Source organism: Chitinophaga cymbidii (genome assembly GCF_007992715.1).
Lineage (GTDB): Bacteria > Bacteroidota > Bacteroidia > Chitinophagales > Chitinophagaceae > Chitinophaga > Chitinophaga cymbidii.
Genome location: NZ_BKAU01000001.1, coordinates 1,056,683 through 1,075,576 on the forward strand (window position 1 = coordinate 1,056,683; position 18,894 = coordinate 1,075,576).

Annotated in this window: 17 protein-coding genes and 2 tRNA genes; 14 read left to right on the plus strand and 5 right to left on the minus strand. The window is 50.7% G+C overall.

Features of this window, described 5'->3' with window-relative positions; translation table 11 throughout:
* The first annotated feature begins 249 nt into the window (after positions 1–249).
* From CCY01nite_RS04140 to CCY01nite_RS04165, 6 genes are all read left to right on the plus strand, one after another.
* Positions 250–2,724 carry a galactose oxidase gene (locus CCY01nite_RS04140; protein WP_146858076.1) on the plus strand — a complete coding sequence of 825 codons (2,475 nt, stop codon included), beginning with the start codon at positions 250–252 and terminating at the stop codon, positions 2,722–2,724.
* Between the two features lie 110 nt (positions 2,725–2,834).
* Entirely contained in the window at positions 2,835–3,461 is a 627-nt protein-coding gene (trhA, locus tag CCY01nite_RS04145) for a PAQR family membrane homeostasis protein TrhA (RefSeq protein ID WP_146858078.1), read from the plus strand.
* Positions 3,462–3,523: 62 nt separating this feature from the next.
* On the plus strand, positions 3,524–3,868 hold the full coding sequence (locus CCY01nite_RS04150) for a YciI family protein (protein ID WP_146858080.1): 345 nt from the start codon (positions 3,524–3,526) through the stop codon (positions 3,866–3,868).
* On the plus strand, positions 3,855–5,105 hold the full coding sequence (locus CCY01nite_RS04155; RefSeq protein WP_222614306.1) for an RNA polymerase sigma factor: 1,251 nt from the start codon (positions 3,855–3,857) through the stop codon (positions 5,103–5,105). The genes CCY01nite_RS04150 and CCY01nite_RS04155 overlap by 14 nt, the downstream gene beginning before the upstream one ends.
* A complete protein-coding gene (locus tag CCY01nite_RS04160; RefSeq protein ID WP_146858082.1) occupies positions 5,102–5,764 on the plus strand; it encodes a hypothetical protein in 663 nt (220 codons plus the stop codon). Before CCY01nite_RS04155 ends, CCY01nite_RS04160 begins: the two co-directional genes overlap by 4 nt.
* Positions 5,727–6,440: a tetratricopeptide repeat protein gene (locus CCY01nite_RS04165; protein ID WP_146858084.1), complete on the plus strand. Its 714-nt coding sequence runs from the start codon at positions 5,727–5,729 to the stop codon at positions 6,438–6,440. Before CCY01nite_RS04160 ends, CCY01nite_RS04165 begins: the two co-directional genes overlap by 38 nt.
* 266 nt (positions 6,441–6,706) lie before the next feature.
* Here the strand turns inward: CCY01nite_RS04165 and CCY01nite_RS04170 are convergent, their stop codons facing one another.
* Complete coding sequence (locus CCY01nite_RS04170) at positions 6,707–7,453, minus strand: hypothetical protein (RefSeq protein ID WP_146858086.1); 747 nt, start codon at positions 7,451–7,453, stop codon at positions 6,707–6,709.
* Between the two features lie 233 nt (positions 7,454–7,686).
* On the opposite strand from CCY01nite_RS04170, the gene CCY01nite_RS04175 reads away from it, so the two are divergent.
* The 7 genes from CCY01nite_RS04175 to CCY01nite_RS04205 all read left to right on the plus strand — a co-directional run bounded on the left by CCY01nite_RS04175 (position 7,687) and on the right by CCY01nite_RS04205 (position 15,391).
* Positions 7,687–8,316 (plus strand): RNA polymerase sigma factor, encoded by a 630-nt coding sequence (locus CCY01nite_RS04175; RefSeq protein ID WP_186830885.1) that lies wholly within the window; start codon positions 7,687–7,689, stop codon positions 8,314–8,316.
* Between the two features lie 80 nt (positions 8,317–8,396).
* Positions 8,397–9,371, plus strand: coding sequence for a FecR family protein (locus CCY01nite_RS04180; RefSeq protein ID WP_146858090.1), 975 nt, complete (start codon positions 8,397–8,399; stop codon positions 9,369–9,371).
* Positions 9,372–9,448: 77 nt separating this feature from the next.
* Positions 9,449–12,823, plus strand: coding sequence for a TonB-dependent receptor (locus tag CCY01nite_RS04185; protein WP_186830886.1), 3,375 nt, complete (start codon positions 9,449–9,451; stop codon positions 12,821–12,823).
* A 21-nt stretch (positions 12,824–12,844) separates the two neighbouring features.
* Complete coding sequence (locus tag CCY01nite_RS04190; protein WP_146858094.1) at positions 12,845–13,684, plus strand: hypothetical protein; 840 nt, start codon at positions 12,845–12,847, stop codon at positions 13,682–13,684.
* 143 nt (positions 13,685–13,827) lie between these two features.
* Entirely contained in the window at positions 13,828–14,442 is a 615-nt protein-coding gene (locus CCY01nite_RS04195) for a dihydrofolate reductase family protein (protein WP_146858096.1), read from the plus strand.
* Entirely contained in the window at positions 14,439–14,993 is a 555-nt protein-coding gene (locus tag CCY01nite_RS04200) for a dihydrofolate reductase family protein (protein ID WP_146858098.1), read from the plus strand. Before CCY01nite_RS04195 ends, CCY01nite_RS04200 begins: the two co-directional genes overlap by 4 nt.
* Positions 14,994–15,001: 8 nt before the next feature.
* Entirely contained in the window at positions 15,002–15,391 is a 390-nt protein-coding gene (locus CCY01nite_RS04205) for a DUF1801 domain-containing protein (RefSeq protein WP_186830887.1), read from the plus strand.
* Position 15,392: 1 nt separating this feature from the next.
* On the opposite strand, the gene CCY01nite_RS04210 is transcribed toward CCY01nite_RS04205, so the two are convergent.
* The 4 genes from CCY01nite_RS04210 to CCY01nite_RS04225 all read right to left on the minus strand — a co-directional run bounded on the left by CCY01nite_RS04210 (position 15,393) and on the right by CCY01nite_RS04225 (position 18,139).
* A complete protein-coding gene (locus tag CCY01nite_RS04210; protein ID WP_222614307.1) occupies positions 15,393–15,623 on the minus strand; it encodes a peroxiredoxin family protein in 231 nt (76 codons plus the stop codon).
* A 26-nt stretch (positions 15,624–15,649) separates the two neighbouring features.
* Positions 15,650–15,724: transfer RNA gene (locus tag CCY01nite_RS04215), tRNA-Pro, on the minus strand.
* A gap of 12 nt (positions 15,725–15,736) precedes the next feature.
* A tRNA-Ser gene (locus tag CCY01nite_RS04220) sits at positions 15,737–15,825 on the minus strand.
* A gap of 265 nt (positions 15,826–16,090) precedes the next feature.
* Positions 16,091–18,139, minus strand: coding sequence for a M13 family metallopeptidase (locus CCY01nite_RS04225; protein ID WP_222614308.1), 2,049 nt, complete (start codon positions 18,137–18,139; stop codon positions 16,091–16,093).
* A gap of 232 nt (positions 18,140–18,371) precedes the next feature.
* Between CCY01nite_RS04225 and CCY01nite_RS04230 the strand changes: the two genes are divergently transcribed.
* Positions 18,372–18,890 carry a hypothetical protein gene (locus tag CCY01nite_RS04230; protein ID WP_146858102.1) on the plus strand — a complete coding sequence of 173 codons (519 nt, stop codon included), beginning with the start codon at positions 18,372–18,374 and terminating at the stop codon, positions 18,888–18,890.
* Positions 18,891–18,894 lie beyond the last annotated feature (4 nt).

Here is an 18,894-nt window from a genome sequence, read left to right on the forward strand (position 1 = left end):
GCATGCAATAAACCCTCAAGTCACTAACAAAAGCATTAACGAAAACGTTAACCCGGAAATTAATTTTATTAATTTTATCAATTGACTGATTACCAAATAAATAAAACGGTATTAATTTTATAATCCGATGGATGATTTTCGTATCTTTTTTAAGTGTAAGTATTACGTATAAGTGCCGCCAGATCGGCTTGCGGCTATTTTTGAATAAGAAATTGAGTACTTTACAGCTCATTGGATAACAAGCCTCCCATGAGGAAATATTTTTACTGTTTAATCTATATTATATTATCTGTTCAGGCAGCCAGCGGTCAGTCACACGGCCTGGAATTTTCCAGTCATGAGGTGGTGCCTGAAAAAAGGACCTCGCTGAACCTGACGCCAGTGGACCCTGTTTGCCTGCGGAACGTTGCGGAAATTTCCTTCGACCTGATGCTGCGGCCGAACCAGGAAACCTATTTCGGATATGTGATGCGGTTGCTCACGAGCGATCATCAGAATATCGACCTGGTTTATAATCAGCGGCTGGCTACGTTCAATTTTGTGGTCGGGGAGATCATCATCGGCAGCTTTGTGATCGATTCGGCGCAGATATTCCGGAGCTGGAACCGGTTTCGCTTCCGCTTTGATGAAAAAAAGAAGGAGGCTTCTTTTTATTATAACGACCAACTGGTGTCCCGCGGCCGGCTGGTGCTTTCTCCCGCACCCTGCTGCCGCGTCTTTTTCGGCACCAACAGTTTTGAAGGATACCAGACGCTGGACGTACCGCCAATGCGCATCAAAGACATCCGCATCAAGGAAGACGGCCAGCTGCGGTATTATTACCCGCTCTCCGAAAGCGCCGGAACGGTGGCGAAAGACCAGGTGGAGCAGCGAACCGCGCAGGTGAAGAACCCCATTTGGGTGAAACCGCGGCACCAGCACTGGGAGCAGGTGGCGGCTTTTGAAACGACGGGCGCCCCCAGCACCGCATTCGACAAAAAAAGAGAGATCCTTTACATCATCACGACAGATTCCCTCTACCAGCTGTCCCTCCGCAACATGACGCTGTCCGGGAAGCCTTACGCCCGCAGCCGGGAGATATTGCCGGCGGGGAACCAGTCGGTGTACGATCATCATCACGACAAACTCTACAATTTCTATATCGACGAACGGAAGGTAAGCACCTACGATTCGCTGCAACGCACCTGGGATTCGGCGTTTGCTTCCACGGAGCTGACGGAATACTGGCAGGCCAACAAGTTCCTCTCGCCCCGGGACTCCTCTTTATATATTGTATGCGGCTACGGCCAGCTGCGTTACAAAAACCTGGTGCAACGCTATCACTTTCCTTCGCGGCAGTGGACGGTGGTGCCTACCAGGGGCGATACGCTGATGCCGCGTTACCTCGCGGCGCTTGGCCTCAATGAAACGAACGACACCGCTTTCATCATGGGCGGATATGGCAGCAACACCGGCGACCAGGCGGTCAATCCCCGGTATAATTATGAACTGACGGCTTACAGCATCGCGGACAGCACTTTCCATCTGCGCTACCGCCTGCCGGAACCAACGCGGCAGTTCTGCTTCGCCAACAGCCTGGTGATCGACAGCGCCGCACAGGAATATTACGCGCTGATCTATCCGAACAACCAGTTCAATTCCTCCCTCCAGCTGATCCGTGGCTCGCTGCATAAACCGGAGTACCAGCTGATCGGGGATTCCATTCCTTATTCGTTTTATGACATCCGTTCCTTCGCCGATCTTTTCTACGCCGCCGTCAACCAGAAACTGATCGCGGTTACGTTATATCATTCCAAAGACGAGATTTCCAGCGTGAAGGTCTATACGCTGGACTTCCCGCCGAATCCCGCAGAGCCGGCGGCGGTCACCGCCACGGGCGGCCGGGGCTACTGGTTCTACCTGCTGGCGGGCATTGGCCTGGTTGCGGTGCTTGGCGTTGTGTGGCTGGCAAGAAAGCGCAAACCTGCAAAGCAAGCCACACCTTTGCTGTTTGAGGAAGAGGAAGTGAAAAGTCCGGATACCTCCGCCATTTACCTCTTCGGGCAATTTGAGGTGTTCGACCGCGAAGGACATGATATCACGAAGCAGTTCACGCCGCTGCTGAAGGAATTGTTCCTCCTCCTGCTCGTTCACTCCATGAAAGACGGGAAGGGTATTGCCACGGAGGAGCTGTATGATATCCTGTGGAACGACAAACTGCCGAAAGATGCGCGGAACAATTTCTCCGTGAACATCGTCAAGCTGAAAGCCATCCTGGAAAAAATCGGCGAGTTCCACATCGGCAGGGAATCCGGCAAATGGAAGCTGGAAGCCTTGCAGGAGCATATCTATATCGACTACGCCCAGTATATCCAGCTGCTGAACACTCCTTCCATCAACGGACTGCTGAGCATCGTGCACCGCGGCGCATTTTTGCGCACCACGCATTACGAGTGGCTCGACCCGCTGAAATTCGACATTTCGGTACAGGTGATCGACATCCTCCTGAAATATGCCGCGGCGGCCGATCCTCATACGGAAGCGGAACTGATCGTGAAGATCACCAACGCCATTTTTCATTTCGACAACCTTAACGAAGAAGCGCTGCTGTACAAATGCAAAAGCCTGATCCATCTCGGCCGGCACAGCATGGCGAAAGAAACGTACGAGAAATTTGCGAAGGAATACCGCGAGAGCTACGGACAGGATTTCGGAAAATCATTTATCGGGATCACGCAACATTAACGCATCATTGCAAAATGAAACGTTAGTCATGTGAAACGGCAGCAAAAACTGATATCAATCATCGCCGCACAGCAGTCCGCCCCGCTATAAATGCCTATTTTAGCATAAAAATGTTTGTATACAGCCGTAAGCAGGAAATCGTCAATGGGTTGATCCATGGCCTGGGGATCGCATTTGGAGTAAGCGGGCTGCCGGTGCTGATCGGGCTGGCGGCGGCGCATGGCAATACCGCGGGCGTGGTGGGCGCGGGGGTGTACAGCTTCTGCTTCCTGCTGCTTTTCACCAGCTCCACCGTATATCATCTTTCCATTGAAACGTCCATCAAAAAGATCTTTCTCGTATTTGACCACATCAGCATTTATTTTCTCATTGCCGGAACCTATACGCCGTTCCTGCTCGTTTATATGAACGATGCCTTCGGCATCTCGCTGCTATCCGTATTGTGGGGATTGACGGTCGTTGGCGTGCTTTTCAAAAGCTGGTTCACGGGCCGGTTCGATTTTATCAGCACGATCATCTACCTGCTGATGGGATGGATCATGATAGTAGGCGGAAGACGTTTTTTTGACGAGCTGCCGCTTTCCGTATTGATATTGATCACCATCGGCGGCGGCCTGTATACGGTCGGCGTGATCTTTTATATGATGGACAAACGGACGTACAGCCATGCCGTATGGCATACCTTCGTGCTGGTGGCGGCTATTTGCCATTATGTAGCCGTGCTGATGGCGATGTAAAAATAATTTGTCCCCATTGGGGAATGTCGATCGTTATTAGATCGAACCATAAAATTTACGACATGAAAGAGTTCTTATTGATCTTCCGGCTCAGCAGCGTTCCTACCAGCAGCCCTTCGCCGGAACAAATGCAGGAAAGGATGAACTGGCTGGCCAGCGTAGCCGCGCAGAACAAGCTGGCTGATAAAGGCAACCGGCTGGCATACGCCAACGCAAAGACCGTAAAACCCGGTGACATTGTTACCGACGGCCCTTTCACCGAAATCAAGGAATTCATCACCGGCTATATGGTGGTGAAAACCGCTACGATCGAAGAGGCCGTTGAACTGGCGAAAGCCAACCCCATCCTCAAAATGGGCGGCAGCGTGGAAGTACGGACCATATTAACGCCGGATGAAAAAGCTTAATGAGCTTTTACCACACCTGTTCAGGTTGGAATATTCCAAAATGACGGCCGTGCTGTGCCGTCATTTTGGCTTGCAACATATTGAAACAGCCGAGGACATTGCCAGCGAAACCTTCCTCAAAGCAACAGAAACCTGGGGCGTAAACGGCATTCCGGAGAATCCCACCGCCTGGCTTTACACCGTTGCCAAAAACAAAACGAAAGATCATCTCAAACGGCTTTCCATTTTCGAAACACGCATCAAAGGAAATATTCAGCCGGAAGCAGCGCATACGGAACCTGATTTTGATTTCACCCAACAGACCATTGCGGACAGCCAGCTGGCGATGATCTTCGCCGTCTGCAACCCGGCCAACTCCACGGAAGCGCAGATATGCCTGGCGCTGCAAATACTTTGCGGGTTCAGTGTGGAAGAGATCGCGAATGCATTCCTCACCGGCAAAGAAACCGTCAAAAAACGACTGCTGCGCGCGAGGGCCAGTCTGCGCAATGATAATTTCCAGATAAAACAGTTGACAGAAGACGCTATCCGGTCCAGGCTGGATACCGTGTTGCGGACCCTGTACCTCCTGTTCAACGAAGGATATTTCTCCCGGTCCGGCGATCACCTGGTGCGGAAAGATCTTTGCTCGGAAGCCATCCGGCTGACGCTTATCCTGGTTGAAAACCCATTGACCAATACCACCAAAGCCAATGCCCTGCTGGCGTTGATGTGCTTTCAAAGCTCGCGCCTGGATGCCAGGGCCGATGATGCGGGAGATGCGATCCTGTTTGAGCAGCAGGATAAAACGCTGTGGAGCAAAGAGCTGATCGAAAAGGGTAATTATTATTTCGTGAACGCCTGCTCCGGCAACGACCTTTCCAAATACCACCTGGAAGCCGGGATCGCCTACTGGCATGCCGCTCCGGCAAATAAAAACAAGTGGGCGCACATTCTGGAATTATACAACCAGCTCATCCTCCTGGAATATTCTCCCATGACGGCGCTGAACCGCACGTTCGCCTTCGCTAAAGTGTATGGCAACGAATCCGCCATTGTGGAAGCGGAGAAGCTGGGACTGGAAGAGATCAATTATTATCATTCCCTGCTTGGTTACCTCTACGCCGGCATTGATACCGGTAAAGCCATCGCACATTATACCACCGCCATCCGGCTGACGCGCTCACCGTCGGAAAAGAAAACCCTGGCGAAAGAGATAGAGCGGCTTGTGCAAAAGAACGGCCCGCCTCCTCTATGAGATGGATAAGTAAACTAAAAGGAAAAAGTACGAACTATCTCCGCAAGTTGAATATTTATCACTCTCAAGCACTAAACCATCTAAAAACCAGCCTGGCAGGAACCGAAGGATTGTTCCGGGAAGCAAATACCAAAATTATTTGGCGTATGTTTGGATTACATCCGTTAAGTAGTGAAGTATCTAATTTTTTTTGCCGGCGGAGAAATCCAAAAACCGACTACATGTTTGACGAACTTATCAAATACAAACACGCTAACCACTTTTTCTTTTCATCTGTTGACAACTTAGCGCAAGTTTGCAACGCTCCGGCAGACAAGAGTGGTGTTTACGTTATTTATGCCTTAAAACGTGGGAAAATAGAACTTATTTATGTCGGGCGTTCCGGAGAAATTAAACGTGATGGCTCACTTTTTATTCGCAAAGCAGGACTTGGCGGACTAAAAGACCGGCTGGTAAACGGGAAACAGTTTGGTGAGCCAAGACGAAATTCCTGGAGGCGGCAGATGCTCTTCGAAGGAATTGAGGCGCTGGATATATACTGGTATGTAACACACAATGAAGAGTTTACCGACTGTCCAAAAATTTTAGAAAATAAGCTGTTATTAAAACATCTGGACATTTATGGCCAATTACCAAGATGGAATAGTAAGCATTTTTAACCGATGCCGGCCTTTGAGCCCGCTGCTGGTTTTCACAATTATCCTCACAAGCTTTGGATGTAAGTCCGCCGGGGATTATTTAAACGAAGCAAATAACCTTTCGGAGAAAGGGAAATATCAGGAAGCCATTTTACTGCTTGACAAGGCGATAGAAAAAGACAGCAAATATGTGGGGGCCTACATCAATCGTGGCGCGGATAAATCAGCACTCGGGGATTATACAGGTGCTATTCATGACTACCAGAAGGCGCTATCAATTGATCCTGACAATACACTTGCGCTATTTAATACAGGTAACGATTATAAAAGACAGGAAGACTACCGGACGTCAATCAAATATTACAATAAAGCTTTTGATTCAAAAGGCGGGCCAGTACTATATTTCGATGCGAGACCAAACGATTTCGTTGATCTGACCGAATTTGATGTTGAGGGATGCGCAATACATTTTGAGCGGGGCATATCTTACTTCTATATTGATAGTCTTCAGCACGCTTTCAATGATTTACATGCGTCAATAAGCCAGAACTATATGATAGGGGATTGTCATTACTGGATTGGCTTCGTTTATTTAAAGACGGGACAACCAGATCTGGCCTGCGAGAGTTTCCTGAAATCAAAGCAATTGGGCAACAAAGACGCGGAGCAGGAATTAAAAAGATACTGCGGCAAATGATAACCGGGTTGAGGTAGTGTATGGGGCTTTGATCTCTATAGGATCGCTGAAGGATCACACCAGGCAAGGTGGACTTGATGCGGAGATGATCTGTGGTTGATCTGAAGTTGAAAAATTGGGGAATAATGGGGCGAAGGAATATTAAGACAATAGAAAGCCTTCCGCAGCGAAGACTTGCAGCAGAAAATGAAAATATAATGTAAGGAGAATGTGGCTTTCAATAGATATATTAACTCATCTGAATACAGCTTTCTGGCGGAGATGGCCTATTCCCGCTGCACCACAGCTGGAGCTGGAAACAGTGACTGAAGCCGTTGCCGCAATACCAGCTCCTGCGGATGTGCCGCCTTGTGAAATATTTCCCCTGTTTTGGGTTCCATCACAGCGATGATATCAGCGGCCAGGTACTTCCTGTTACCGGAAGGTTGCGCGCCGTACATGCCTCTTACCTGCATGGTCACTATCAGTGTTCCCTTACCCGATACATCCACGTCCAGCGCCGCGCCTGCAAATGCCTCCCGCGGGTCCAGCATAATCAGGGCGGTTTCGGTGCCCACCACCCGGCGTTCCGCGAAGTTGATGCGGGCGGCGATCACTTTTACTTCCAGCCTGGTGACGCCTTTGAGCTGTGGCAATGTTTGCGGGGGAATGTGGAATATGCCGTTCCGGGAAAGCGTGGGCGCTTCCGTGAAAAACCGGTCTGTTCCCGTATGCTGATTGAACCGGAAACCTGCCAAAGGGGCGTTATTATTCCTGCCGGCTTCGATAAGAACTTTGTTTAACCGGTTGACGCGGCTGCCATCGAAACGAACATCCAGTTCGCTTGCGAATGCACTGCGAATAAGGCGCCCTTTTCTGCTGGCTGCGCCAAAGCCCAGGGCAGCCCGCCTGGTAGCCGCAGTCTGCCGGACGGTTTCCGGCATGCTGCGGAAGTAGTGTTTACCGTCACGGTAATAGCCGATCATATTGCCGGCTTTCCCCGTAAAGGTGAACAAAGAAGTTTGTCTTGCCATAAAAATGTATTTAGATGAATAATAAATATAACATTACTTCCTGAAAGAAGGTTCGCGAAGCAATTACCGGCTGTCGAAGGCCGGCAAACCGGAGCATAGAAAATGTTCAACGGCCGGCTATCCGGTATTGAATAACGGTCAATGCCGGTCGAATGGGGTTTGGAAAATTTCGAAAGTCTATGAACAGGCTCCTTAACTTTAAGTTAACCTGCCAAAACTACCTTCGCACCACAATGCATCCACCTGATACCTTTTCTTCCTTCACCGATGCTGAACTGGTCGGACTGATGCAATCAGGCCATGAAAGCGCCTTTGCGGCAATATATGACCGCTACTGGGAGCAGCTGTACGTCAGCGCGGGAAAGCGGCTGGGCAATATTATGGTCACACAGGATATTGTGCAGGATATCATGGAAAGCATCTGGATAAAGCGGCACGCCCTTACCACTCAAAACGGGTCGCTGGCGCCCTACCTGTTTACCTTGCTGAAATACCGCGTCATAGATACGCTCGCGAATACACGAAAACAGGAGGTTTGCTATCATGCCTTTGGTCAGCTGCTGGCCTTGCAGGAGCAGCGCATCCTGGAGGGGTTGATATCAAAAGAACTGCAGGCGCACATCGATCTCGAAATCTCCGCAATGGCCGCCAACATGCAGAAAGTGATACGGCTCAGCCGCGAAGAAGGAAATTCCGTGGCTGAAATAGCGCTCCTTTTATCCTTATCTGAGCAAACCGTCCGTAACCTGCTGTCGCAGGCTGTTAAAAGACTGAAGGTTTGCGTAGAACGGTTTTACAGCGACCAGCCCTCGCAGGCGCCATCCGCTTTCATCGCCGCTACGATCGTTTTCCTCGGCCTGTAATGATTGTTTACAATTTGGTAACACCCGTCAGAAGTATAAAATCTCTCTTTCGGCAGTAATAGTACTGAACACGTACTATTATGAATTTCTTTCAGCAAATATTCAGGCGCTATCAGCAAAATACTTCCGGCCGGCAGGAAAAGGAACTGGTAGACCGCTGGTATGACGCTACCGGCGATATGCAGCGCCCCGACTGGATGAACGAAGAACATACCCGGCAGCTAAAGGAAAGCACCTGGCAGCAGGTCACGGCCAATCTCGGGCTGGAAACCTCCACCACCCGGACTACCCGCATCCGCCGGATGCGCCCGATTGCCCGGTACGCAGCCACAGCCGCGATCACCGGCCTGGGCATATGGGGAATGGTGCAATACTTCTCAAAGCCTTCCCGCCAGCATACCGCGCAGCCCACATTCACCACATTCCTGGCCGGGCCGGGCACACAAAAGCATATCACGCTGCCGGACGGAACGGAAATATGGCTGAACAACGGCTCCTCCCTGCAGGTAAGGAACACCTCCAACAACGATACCACCCGCGAAGTATGGCTCACCGAAGGCGAAGCCTACTTCGAAGTGGCAAAAGACCTCAGCAAACCTTTTATCGTGCATGTGGATTCCCTGCAAACCCGGGTGCTGGGCACCGCATTCAATATCCGGGCATACCGGGAGCTTTCAAAGCTGCAGGTGGCCGTAACAGAAGGCCGGGTACAGGTGGGATACAATACAAATGTGCTGGACACCCTTACGCGAAACATGCAACTCGACTACCACCCGGCTACCGGCGAGTTTTCTATTGTTCACAGAGAATCGTCAGGACAGAATGGCTGGCGGGATGGCCGCTTTGTGCTGGACAGAGCGGACTTTAACGAGCTGGCCCTGCGGATAAGGTTGAGGTACGGCGCCGTATTGAACAGCAAAAACGAACGCATCAGGCATACTGCCTTTTCAGCCAGCTTTCAGGCGGGCGCCTCGCTGGAAAGCGTGCTCGAAACCCTGTGCGCTTTATACAACACCCGCTATTCCATCGAAAGAGATACGCTTATTATTCACTAAAAAACTGTCCCGTTGGAGCGGGACAGCAGGATCGCCATTGGGAGATGGCAATTGTTCTATTCAAACAGTATAAAAGTATGAAAAAAACTGTACAGTGTAGTACCGGGAAACGGTGCGCCGGCGGCAAGTCTGTGCTGCTGGCAATGGTGCTGCTGCTTTCCTGCATCGGAAGCTACGCACAAGGGGTGTTAAACAAACGGATCTCGGCGGATTTCCCCGCGGCTTCCCTGATCCAGCGATTAAAAGCGCTGCAGCAGCAATCCGGCGTTACCATCGCTTTTGATGAAAAGGAAATCGGCGCCATGCGGTTGCCGGCGGCGAAATTCAGCAATGCCGAACTGAAAGAAGTCATGCAGCAAACGCTGGCCCATACTTCCTTCAGCTGGAAGCAGGCGGGAACATCTGTGGTAGTGATCGCCAGGCCCGGCGCTGCTTCCGGTGCGGCCGCGCACACTGAACCGGGCAGCATCGCCGGTAAGATCATCGATGGTAAAGGCACAGCATTACCTTTCGCCACCGTCAAAATTTTACAAAGCGGCAAAGCGGTGTTAAGTAATGCGGAGGGCCTTTACAAGCTCAACCTGCCGCCGGGCACCTATACCATTGAAGTCAGTTACACCGGTTACCAGTCGAAACGCATTACCGGCATACAAGTGAAGGAAGGCAAGGCAACCGCGCTGGACATCGTATTGCCGCAATCCACCAAAACGCTGGGCACGGTAGTGATATCGTCCACCTACAACAGAGCCTCTGTGGAAGGGCACTATACCCGGCAGAAGAACGCCGCCACGGTAACGGACGGCATCAGCGCCGAGCAGATCGCACGCACGCCGGACAACGACATGGGGCAGGCGCTTAGAAGGGTTTCAGGTTTGACAACGGTGGATAACAAAACCGTGATCGTACGCGGTATGTCTGACCGCTACAACCAGGCCATGCTGGATGGCGTGGTGATCCCCAGCACTTCCATGAATAAAAGGAATTTTTCTTTCGACATCATCCCCGTGGAAATGGTGAGCAACGTAGTGGTGAATAAAACCGCCACACCGGATATGAGTTCCGAATTCTCCGGCGGCCAGGTGTCCATCAATACGCTGGACATCCCCACACAGAATTTCACCACCATCACCATCGGCACCGGCGGCAACAGCCAGACCACCGGTAAGGATTTTTACCGGCTTGGTGAACGCCACAACAGCGAGTACTTTGGCTTCTTCGACAAATCCGCCAGGAAACCCGAAGGCTTATTGCCCTGGTACTGGAACAATGATGCCATTCAACTGGACGCCCCTCCCGGCACCAGCAACGATCCGGTGCTGGACGACTGGAGCCTGAACCACGAACGCCCGGATCTGAAATATAATGATCTCGATGCGATCGCACAGTCCCGGAAGCTGGATAACGCCGCCCTGAAAACAGTAAAATATACCGGAGCGCCCAACCAGAACTACCGCGTGGCATTGGGCCGCGTGTACAACCTGAAGAATGACATGAAGTTCGGCTTTTCCGCCAGCGCCAACCTGCGCAACGAGCAGAACATCGTTCATTTCAATAATGTGCGTGGACAGGAATTTACAAAAAGCTATATAGACAGTACAAAATACGGACAGAACGGAGCAGGGACCTCTTACCGCTTCAACAGCAGCAGCGGGTTAGTGGGCAACCTGGGGCTTCAGGGGAAAAACTTCAAGGTGGCGCTGAAAAATATGTACGCCCGTACCTATAGTGATAATTACAATGAGTCCGTACGCCTTGATTACAGGGACGAAACGAACCCGATGCGGAAAGAATTGTACCAGTTGCCGGAAGCCATGTCTCTCCAGCAACACCAACTCACCGGTGAATACCAACTGCCCGGAGGCATCCGGTTCGATGGCCTTTTGGCTTATAACAAGATCAGGCAGGAGATACTGGACGAAAGAAAGCTGCAATACCGGCTTACCGCCCAGGTTGGCAATGAATATTATTTCCAAAGCCCCAATTTGCTGACCCATTCCGGATGGTCCAACAATACCGTGGCGCTGGACTCCAGGATGTGGACCGGCATCAATGAACAGGATTATAACTGGGCGGCTAATTTTTCGAGACCATTCGGCATGGGAACTGCACTGACAACGGTTGTCAAGCTCGGTTACCAGGGCTGGACGAAAAAGCGCGAACTTGATGTATTCCGGATGCTGCCGATGACAAGATCCGCAAAAGCCGGCGAGATCCTGGAAAATATCCAGATGCCTTATGAGGTGCTGATGGACCCCGCCAATGTGGGAGCGGGTACCAACCAGGCTTACTACTATGCGGAGAATATCGGTGGAAGGGCCTTCAACGGCAGCATGAACAATCACTCCATATACCTGATGGCCGATCAAAAACTGTTTAATAAACTGAGGCTGGTGTATGGCGCAAGACTGGAATATTATGACCTCAGCAACCGGCAGGCTGAATTGTTGAAGCGCCGGTATGGCAACGACATCCCTGATTACCTGGATTTCCAGGAAGAAACCAGAGAGCAGGACTGGCAATTACTGCCGTCCATCAACGCGACCTACAGCTTTACCAATACATTGAATCTCCGGGCCAGCTATTCCAAAACCGCTATACGGCCGGATTTCCGGGAAACCTCTTTCTTCGGTTTTTATGATTACGAGCTGGATGCCAACGTATCCGGGCAGGATGTAGTGTCTTCCATGGTAGATAACGTGGACCTCCGCCTGGAATGGTACCCCAGTCCCGGCGAGATCATTTCGCTGACCGGGTACTACAAGTATCTTGATAAACCGATCGAACTGGTCAATAATCCTTCCTTTCAGGATGGCAACTACTACGTTTATGCCAACATGGCTGCTGCCAGGAACTACGGCCTCGAAATGGAGCTGCGCAAGAACCTTTCCTTCATTGCCGACAGGTCATGGCTGGCAGACCTGTTCATCTATGCGAATGGAACGCTGCTGAAATCGCAGGTCGATTATGAAGGGCCCTGGGAGTTCAGAACGGTGAATGGTGTCATTGAAAGATACAAAGAACGGGTTCCGGGCATGGACCGTCCGCTGATCGGACAATCGCCCTGGCTGCTGAACATTGGCATCGGGTATTGGGGAGAGTATTTTGGCGCAACGGCGAGTTACAATCATCGGGGATACCGCTCCAATCTGATCATGAAAGACCCGAACGCCATTGAATTTGAACTGGCCCCCAGGCTGCTGGATTTCCAGTTGTATGGAAGGTTCCTGAAGAAAAAGCTGGAAGTCAAGATCAATGCGGCCAACCTGTTGAATGAATGGACCCGCTACTATGTGAACGCAAAAGCATACGAGTATGTGAACGACAACAGCGGTCAACCCAAGTACAACCTGGTAAAAGGCAATAACGGTTATAAAAAAGAAGATGGCGACCTGATCATGTATCGCAGGCAGGAAGGGCTCCGCTTCAGCATCTCTGCTACTTACAAGTTTTAGTCATTGTTAAAATTCCGATCTATGTACAACAACATAAAAAATACTTTCCGTTCCCTGCTGCTGGCAGCTGCACTGGGCGCATGTCAGAAAGCGGAACCGGTGGAAACCTGGACAGATTTTGTAGATGTATCTTTTGATGCAAGCCGGGTTGCACTGGCCAATAGCGGACAGGGCATCTTCATCGCCGCAAAGTATAACGGGTATCCTATCAAGTGGGACCTCAGTCAAAAAAAAATCAAGGTAGTGGAAGGAGAAGGAAAGTTTGAGTTTTATGATATCCGGACGGGGGAAACCGTGGCCGAGAAGACGATTGACGTAAAATCCGGAACAGCTGATGAATACATCCTGTTTCAACCTACGCTTGCATCGCCCGTCAGCTTTATCGACCCCAGGGCCCTGGATAACGAAACCGCCCCGCCGCCGGGGCATATAAAGCTGAAAGTCTCCAATTACGCGCAGGACCTGATCCCTTTCAACAAGGTAGATGTAAAAATGTATATTATGTATTACGACCAGGACTTTAATGAGATCAGGCACGAAGTGGGTATGATACGTGATATCGGAAATTCCGTAGATGAAGGAGATTACCACATTCTCCCGGATGGCGTTCCTGACGGGATCAGCGACTACGCGTACGTATTCGAATTTATGGACAGCGAAACCGGCGCACCGCTGCTCAACCATGGCGGCACGCCTTACTCCAACTACGGGTTCATGCCGGTATATCTTTCCCCTGCGCCGGAAAAGCATATCTTTTCCGTGTACCTGAACACTATAAAAGCCTGGGGGGAAACGCCGGTCTTCATCAGGAAGGGAGAAGATTTTTATGAAATAGCGGTGAACATCCTTAATTACAAATAACATCCCGTCATACCTGTGAAATAACAAAGGCCGGTAAAGCGTATGTTTTACCGGCTTTTTGCATAATTAGCCAATTTGTCGTAAAAGACCCCTCACAATGTCATATTCAACCGCTATGGTTGTGAAAACCTATCATTACTTTTATGAAACAGCATCATAAAATGGGAAGCCTGAAACTACTAATGCAAATATCTGTTGACGGATATGTCGGAGGCCCGGAGGGTGACCTCGACTGGCGGACATGGAACTATGACGACCAGTTAAAAGCGTTCGCGGATAACCTGCGCGATAGCTGCGACATCATTCTCCTCGGCAGAAAAATGGCAACTGTTTTTATTCCACATTTCGAAGAAACGGTGAACGATCTGCAAGCTCAAAATGGCGACAAGACATTGGATGAAAAGTTTGCATACGCGAACCGGATGGTCAGCATGTCAAAAATTGTTTTCAGCAAAACAATGGCATCAATTGATGGAAAAAATGCTGTTGTGGAAAACGGCGACCTTGCAACTGCCATTCAAAACCTCAAAAGCAAAGAAGGTAAAGACATGATCGTGTATGGCGGTGCGGGATTCGTTTCCTCGCTCATCAAAGAAGGATTGATTGACGAGTTCAACTTTTTTGTCAACCCGGTGATGATCAACAAAGGTCTGAGGATTTTTGATTTGCTTGAACACCGGCAAAAACTGTCCCTGATAAATGCAACGCCTTATGCGTGCGGAATTGCAGTTCTAACATTTAAACTCAATCAGTCATGAGAAAAATAATTGCAGGCATCAATATGACGCTTGATGGAAATTGCGACCACACAGCGGGCATAGCGGATGATGAACTACATCAGCATTACACCGATCTGCTGCGTAATTCAGGCATCATTTTATATGGAAGAAAAACATACCAGCTCATGGAAAGCTATTGGCCGGCTGTGGCCCAAAACCCGACCGGCAACAAATCAAACGATGAATTTGCCATAGCAATAGACAACATTCCCAAAGTTGTTTTCTCCCGTACGCTGAAAAATGTTGAATGGGAAAGCGCAACGCTGGCAAAGAAGGATATTCAGGAAGAAGTCCTAGCGCTGAAACAACAAGCAGGCAAAGACATTCTAATAGGCAGCCGGAGCCTGATCATAACCTTATTGAACCTTGGTTTGATCGATGAATTCCAGCTCTGCGTTCACCCGGTTATAGCAGGAAAGGGATTGCAGCTCTTCGAAAATATCAGCGATAGAATAATGCTTAAACTGATAAAAACAAAAACCTTCGCATCCGGTGTTATAGCGCTTTATTATGAGCCCCGCCAAAAATGACCACTCCGATGAAAATCCGCAACCTGGTTGAACTGTTTTCCATTCTTCCTGAAGACGAAAGGATCATTGTAGATGTGCTGCGGCAGATAGTCATTGAAGCGCTGCCGGAGTATTGCAAAGAGAAAATATCATACAATGTACCCTTCTTCTATGGGCATAAAGGCATCTGTATCATATGGCCGTCAACTGTTCCTCGGGGAGGTATCAAAGAAGGCGTTCTTTTAGGTTTCTGGTATGGGAACAAACTAAATGATCGCGATGGCTTTCTGTCGCACGGCACGAACAAACAAATTTTCTATAAGATCTATCATACCCCGGAGGAGATCGATGAAAGACCTATAAAAAAGCTTTTGAAGGAAGCGATCAAACTAGATGGCGCTTTCAGGAGAGTATCCTGATTTATTCTCCGGCGGAGGCAGGGCCTAACAGTTCTTCCAGTTTGCTGAACAGCTTCTCGCCGCGGAGGTTCTTGGCTACGATAACACCATCCGGCCCTACGAGCACGTTGGAAGGAATGGAGCGGATGCCGTACAGCTGGCCCGTGGCATTATTCCAAAAACTAAGATCGGGATTGAAGAACGCCCCCGCGGAAGTGGAAAATAAAAAAGCTCCGGGAATCTTGACTGGCAAGTATCTCGGAGCATTTTTAAAGCTTGTCGGGATGGCAAGATTCGAACTTGCGACCTCCTGGTCCCAAACCAGGCGCGATGACCGGACTACGCTACATCCCGTACCTTTTTAAGCGGTGAGGGCGGGATTCGAACCCGCGGTACAGTGTTACCCGTACGACAGTTTAGCAAACTGCTCCTTTCGGCCTCTCAGGCACCTCACCTACGCTTTGCAGGGCTGCAAAAATAGGAATTATTTGCAACTTTCCAAAAGTGCCGGAAACATTTTAAAAAGAGCTTTCCGGCTGATAATGAGCGGTAAAAAAGAAACCGGTGCAGCAAAATAAGCAGCTGCACCGGCGATTGCCATTTGGGGTTAGAATGATGGACAGGCCGTTTGTGATGACAGCCCAAAGATCTAACACCCATCAATATTTGTAAAGCGTATTACTACTGAATTTCAATGAGTAGAAATACGCAAAATTCATTTTACCAGATCACCACGCGGCTCGCGGCGGGCAGTACCATCTTCGATCCTTCGCCGCAGCTCCAGGCTTCCGCGAACTCGGCCATGTGCGGCAGCGGGCCGTTGATCCGGTAGCGCGCGGGGGAATGCGGGTCTGTCTGGATCTGGTTGCGCAGCCCGGCTTCGGTGATATTGGCATGCCAAACCTGCGCCCAGCCGAGGAAGAACCGTTGCTTCCAGTTATACCCGTCGATCAGGGCAGGCTCTTCCTTGCCTTCCAGGGATTTTTTCAGGGCATAATAAGCCAGCGTCAGGCCGCCGAGGTCGGCGATGTTCTCACCGATGGTGAGCGCGCCGTTGATGGAGAAGCCCGGCATCGCCTCCAGCCCGCTGAAGTAGGTGATATATTTTCTAGCCAGGGTGTCGAAGTTCTGGCGGTCCTGATCGGTCCACCAGTTCTTCAGGTTGCCTTCGGCATCGAACTGTGAGCCCTGGTCATCGAAGCCATGCGTGAATTCGTGGCCGATCACTGCTATGATACCGCCGTAGTTGATGGCATCGTCCGCATCAGGATTGAAGAACGGCGGCTGCAGGATGCCCGCGGGGAACACCACTTCGTTGTTCAGCGGGTTGTAGTAAGCGTTCACCGTCTGCGGCGTCATCAGCCATTCTGATTTGTCCACTTCCTTGCCGATCTTTTTGATGGCCTCCTTGTGGCGGAACAACGCAGCGCTGACTACGCTTTCGAACAGTTTGTCCTTCTCCACGTCGATGCTGGAATAATCCTTCCATTTATCCGGGTAGCCGATCTTGTAGGTGAAGGCCTGCAGCTTCTTGTGGGCCATTTTCTTGGTGGAATCGCTCATCCAAGTAAGTTTGTCGATGCGCTCCCCGTATACGGCGCGCACGTTCTCGATCATCTGGGATACTTTCTCCTTGCTGGATTCCGGGAAATATTGCTTCGCGAACAGCTTGCCCAGCGGCATGCCGAGCATACCGTCGGTGGAGCGGATAGCGCGTTCCACGCGGGGGCGCTGCGCCTTGCGGCCGGTCATCACCGTACCGAAGAAGCGGAAGTCCTCGTCGTCGAACTGCTTCGGCAGGTAGCCGGCAAAGCGGCTCAGCAGCTGGAAGCGGGTATATGTCTTTAACGTTTCGATGGGCGTGGCTTTCAGCAATTGCCCGCCTTTGGAGATATAATTCTTGTTCTGGAGGATGAGGGTGTCTGTTTTAACATCCTGCTCATCCGCGAAAGCTTTCCAGTCGAAGGCCGGCGCGAGGGTGGACAGCTCGCTGAAAGCGATCTTGTTATAGGTCTTCACCGGGTCGCGCAGCTCCACGTTGGTGAGCTGCAGTTTCGCCAGCGCTGTTTCAAAAGCGAGGATGGTGGCGCCGGGGTTGGCGTCTGTGAAACCCGCCATGGAGAACATTTTGTCCACATGCCCCTGGAACTCCTTCCGCACATTTTCGGTGCTGGAATCGGTCCTTTCATAGTAGCTGCGCTCACCGAGGCTCAGCCCGTCCTGCCCGCCGTACACGGCGTTCATTTTGCTGTTGCGCGCATCGGCTTCCACGCCAAAGCCCGCCCAGGTGCTCACGCCGATCTGCTGCAGCTCGCCGCAGACCTTCGCCCAGTCTTCCAGGGTGGTAACGCCGTTGATCTTGTCCAGGTAAGGCTTCAGCGGCTCCAGGCCACGCTTTTCAATGGTTGTTGTGTCCAGGAAAGCGGTGTAATAGTCTGCAATCTGCTGTTCTTCGGAGCCTTTGGACAGGCCGGTGCGTTTGGCGATCTCCAGGATGATGCCTTTGAGGCGTACTTCCTTGTTTTCCTTGTCCAGTATGTTAAACGCGCCCCAGCGGCTGTCTGTGCCGGGAATAGGATTGGCCTTCTTCCAGTTCGCATTGGCAAAGCCGTCGAAATCCTCGCAGGGACTGATGGACTTGTCAATGGAAGTAGTGTCAAAGGCCGGGATTTTGGCTGTCTTGTCCGGACTGGCCGTATTACAGGCGGCACAGGCAGCGAGCGCCAGTGCGGCCAGCATATGCCTGCCGGCAGGTTTGTTTTGATGCATATCTATCAGGTTTAGTCCGATAAATTTATTGAAGATTGCGCATTTATGAGCATATTGATTGGATAAACGGCAGGATCGCTGGCCCGGCCGCCGTTGTGTCACTCCCTTCAGCGGCCGTATTTCTCTTCACCGGAATGCCAGGCGCCGCCAGCTGTATTGCCAATGGTTTGTGCCTCCCGGCTACTTCTTCCCCCATATAATTCGTAGGTTTGCAGGGTAAACGTTTTTGCTTATGTCCTTTTCTTTTGGCCTGTTCCGTTTCCTTACGTATGGCAATATTTTCGTGGTCGGGCTTTTTATGTTGCTGATGCTGATGGCCATGCTGGTGGCGCCTTCCATGACCTCTGTGGTGATCTCGCTGATGATATCCGGTGTTGTGCTGTACCATAACATCCTTTGCCTGCAGCTGCAACGCAGCACTATGGAGCCTTCCGTGCCGCTGAAAAGGAATTTCCCCCCGCTGCTGATCATTGTCAGTGTGCTGAGCTTCATTTACAGCATGTTCGTGTTCAGCACGGTCATCGAAATGGCAAGACTGTCTTCCGGCGAATTTGCGAAAATGACGATGGGCGGGCAGATGAAGCAGGAAGAGGTGACCGCTGAAATGCTGGATACGATCCGTAAAACCGTGCTCGTACTCTTTGGCATCCACGGCCTGGCCATCGCCGCCAACTGCGTCCTGTCCAGCGTCTTCCTCAATAAGTGGAAGAAAGAACGGCAGGAGGAGAACGATTCATTCCTTGATATTTAAACCC

Excerpts from the sequence above, each read along its gene's own strand:
- CCY01nite_RS04160 (WP_146858082.1), top strand. The coding sequence starts at position 5,102 with ATGAGATGGATAAGTAAACTAAAAGGAAAAAGTACGAACTATCTCCGC.
- CCY01nite_RS04225 (WP_222614308.1), bottom strand. The coding sequence starts at position 18,139 with ATGCATCAAAACAAACCTGCCGGCAGGCATATGCTGGCCGCACTGGCG.
- CCY01nite_RS04150 (WP_146858080.1), top strand. The coding sequence starts at position 3,524 with ATGAAAGAGTTCTTATTGATCTTCCGGCTCAGCAGCGTTCCTACCAGC.
- CCY01nite_RS04185 (WP_186830886.1), top strand. The coding sequence starts at position 9,449 with ATGAAAAAAACTGTACAGTGTAGTACCGGGAAACGGTGCGCCGGCGGC.
- CCY01nite_RS04175 (WP_186830885.1), top strand. The coding sequence starts at position 7,687 with ATGCATCCACCTGATACCTTTTCTTCCTTCACCGATGCTGAACTGGTC.
- CCY01nite_RS04155 (WP_222614306.1), top strand. The coding sequence starts at position 3,855 with ATGAAAAAGCTTAATGAGCTTTTACCACACCTGTTCAGGTTGGAATAT.
- CCY01nite_RS04190 (WP_146858094.1), top strand. The coding sequence starts at position 12,845 with ATGTACAACAACATAAAAAATACTTTCCGTTCCCTGCTGCTGGCAGCT.
- CCY01nite_RS04230 (WP_146858102.1), top strand. The coding sequence starts at position 18,372 with ATGTCCTTTTCTTTTGGCCTGTTCCGTTTCCTTACGTATGGCAATATT.
- CCY01nite_RS04140 (WP_146858076.1), top strand. The coding sequence starts at position 250 with ATGAGGAAATATTTTTACTGTTTAATCTATATTATATTATCTGTTCAG.
- CCY01nite_RS04165 (WP_146858084.1), top strand. The coding sequence starts at position 5,727 with ATGGCCAATTACCAAGATGGAATAGTAAGCATTTTTAACCGATGCCGG.
- CCY01nite_RS04170 (WP_146858086.1), bottom strand. The coding sequence starts at position 7,453 with ATGGCAAGACAAACTTCTTTGTTCACCTTTACGGGGAAAGCCGGCAAT.
- CCY01nite_RS04195 (WP_146858096.1), top strand. The coding sequence starts at position 13,828 with ATGAAACAGCATCATAAAATGGGAAGCCTGAAACTACTAATGCAAATA.
- CCY01nite_RS04205 (WP_186830887.1), top strand. The coding sequence starts at position 15,002 with ATGAAAATCCGCAACCTGGTTGAACTGTTTTCCATTCTTCCTGAAGAC.
- trhA (WP_146858078.1), top strand. The coding sequence starts at position 2,835 with ATGTTTGTATACAGCCGTAAGCAGGAAATCGTCAATGGGTTGATCCAT.
- CCY01nite_RS04200 (WP_146858098.1), top strand. The coding sequence starts at position 14,439 with ATGAGAAAAATAATTGCAGGCATCAATATGACGCTTGATGGAAATTGC.
- CCY01nite_RS04180 (WP_146858090.1), top strand. The coding sequence starts at position 8,397 with ATGAATTTCTTTCAGCAAATATTCAGGCGCTATCAGCAAAATACTTCC.